The organism is Kribbella albertanoniae, assembly GCF_004348455.1.
GTDB classification, from domain to species: domain Bacteria; phylum Actinomycetota; class Actinomycetes; order Propionibacteriales; family Kribbellaceae; genus Kribbella; species Kribbella albertanoniae.
In genome coordinates, this window is sequence record NZ_SMKA01000497.1 from 1 (window position 1) to 2,093 (window position 2,093).

At 71.1% G+C, this 2,093-nt stretch carries 2 protein-coding genes; both read left to right on the forward strand.

Features of this window, described 5'->3' with window-relative positions; translation table 11 throughout:
- Positions 1–1,166 (forward strand): 2-oxoglutarate dehydrogenase, E2 component, dihydrolipoamide succinyltransferase (gene sucB, locus E1261_RS44510; protein WP_132416377.1); only part of this gene is annotated, 1,166 nt, incomplete at its 5' end.
- Between the two features lie 114 nt (positions 1,167–1,280).
- Positions 1,281–2,093 (forward strand): TIGR01777 family oxidoreductase (locus E1261_RS44515; protein ID WP_132416379.1); only part of this gene is annotated, 813 nt, incomplete at its 3' end.

Below are 2,093 nucleotides of genomic sequence, written 5' to 3' on the forward strand. Positions count from 1 at the left end.
CCCAAGCACCGGCAGCTCCCCCGGCCCCGGCCGAGAAGCCCGCCGAGGCTCCGGCCCCCGCAGCCGCTCCGGCTCCGGCTCCGACTCCGGCTCCGGCCGCACAGGCACCGGCTCCGGCTGCTGCTCCCGCTCCGGCTGCCGCTCCCCCAGCTCAGGCGCCGGCCCCGCAGGCGGCTCCGGCGGCCCAGGCCCCGGCTCCGCAGGCACCCGCCGTACAGACTCCGGCCGCGTCGTCGAACGGTTCCTCCACCGAGGGCCCGAACTACGTGACCCCGCTGGTCCGCAAGCTGGCGGCCGAGCACCAGGTCGACCTCAACGCCGTCCAGGGCACCGGCGTCGGCGGCCGCATCCGCAAGCAGGACGTGATCTCCGCCGCCGAGGCCAAGAAGGCCGCCGCGGCAGCACCGGCCGCCGCTCCGGCAGCAGCCGCAGCACCGGCCGCGTCGATCAGCCCGCTCCGCGGTACCACCGAGAAGATGAGCCGGATCCGCAAGGCCATCGCCTCGCACATGGTCAACAGCCTGAAGGTCTCGGCGCAGCTGACCACCGTGGTCGAGGTCGACGTCACCGAGATCGCCAAGCTGCGGAACGCGAAGAAGGCCGAGTTCGAGGCCCGCGAGGGCACCAAGCTCTCCTTCCTCCCGTTCTTCGCCCTCGCTGCCATCGACGCACTCAAGCAGTACCCGAAGCTGAACGCGTCGATCGACGAGGAGAAGGGCGAGATCACCTACCACGCTGCCGAGCACCTGGGCATCGCGGTGGACGTCGAGCGCGGCCTGATGGTCCCGGTCGTGCACAACGCCGGTGACCTGAACATCGCCGGCCTGGCGAAGAAGATCGCCGACCTCGCTGACCGCACCCGCAACAACAAGGTGACGCCGGACGAGATGGCGGGTGGCACCTTCACCATCACCAACACCGGTAGCCGGGGTGCCCTGTTCGACACCCCGATCCTGAACCAGCCGCAGGTCGGCATGCTCGGTACCGGCGCCGTGGTCAAGCGCCCGGTCGTCATCACCCACCCCGAGCTCGGCGAGACCATCGCCATCCGCCAGATGGTCTACCTGGCCCTCACCTACGACCACCGCCTGGTCGACGGTGCCGACGCGGCCCGTTACCTGACGGCCGTCAAGCAACGCCTCGAAGAGGCCCAGTTCGACGTCTGATCCACTCTCAGTACAGCGCGACCCGGCGCCGTTCCGTTTCGACGGACCGGCGCCGGGTTTCTGTCCGGCCCTGGTTTTCGGTACTGAGCAAACTGTCTGCAAGGAGCGAACTGGATGAAGTACGTGCTCGCCGGCGCCTCCGGCTTCCTCGGCCGGTCCCTGGCCCGCGATCTCGCCGCCGACGACCACGACGTCATCCGCCTGGTACGACGGACGCCGTCCGGCCCCGGCGAACTCCAATGGGACCCGGCCCGCGGTGAACTCGACCTCGCCGCGATCGCCGACGCCGACGTCCTGGTCAACCTGGCCGGCGCGAACATCGGCCGCCCCTGGACCCCGACGTACCGCAAGACCCTTCGCGAAAGCCGCGTCACCACCACCGCGACCCTCGCCAACGCGGCCGCCCAACTCGAACGTCGCCCCGCCCTCCTCACCCAGAGCGGCGTCGGCGGCTACGGCCTCGACTGCGGCAACGAGATCCTCACCGAAGACTCCCCCCTCGGCGACGGCTTCCTCGCCGACGTGGTCCGCGTCTGGGAAGGCTCCCTGGAACCAGCCCGCGCCGCAGGCTGCCGAGTAGCCGCCCTCCGCACCGGCGTAGTCCTGGCCCGCAAAGCCCCCGCCTTCCAGCTCCTGACCCTCCCGTTCCGCCTGGGCCTCGGCGGCCGCTTCGGCTCCGGCAAGCAGTACTTCCCCGTCGTCTCCCTCACCGACTGGCTCCGAGCCGTCCGCTTCGTCGCCGAGCACGAGACCCTCTCCGGCCCGGTCAACGTCACTCTCCCCGTCCCCGCAACCAACGCCGAAGTAGCCCAAGCCATCGGCACCGCCATGCACCGCCCGGCCCTCATCCCCGTCCCCGCCGCCCTCATGCGGCTGGTCCTCGGCGAGTTCGCCTGGGAACTCCTGGGCAGCAACCGAGCCCTCCCC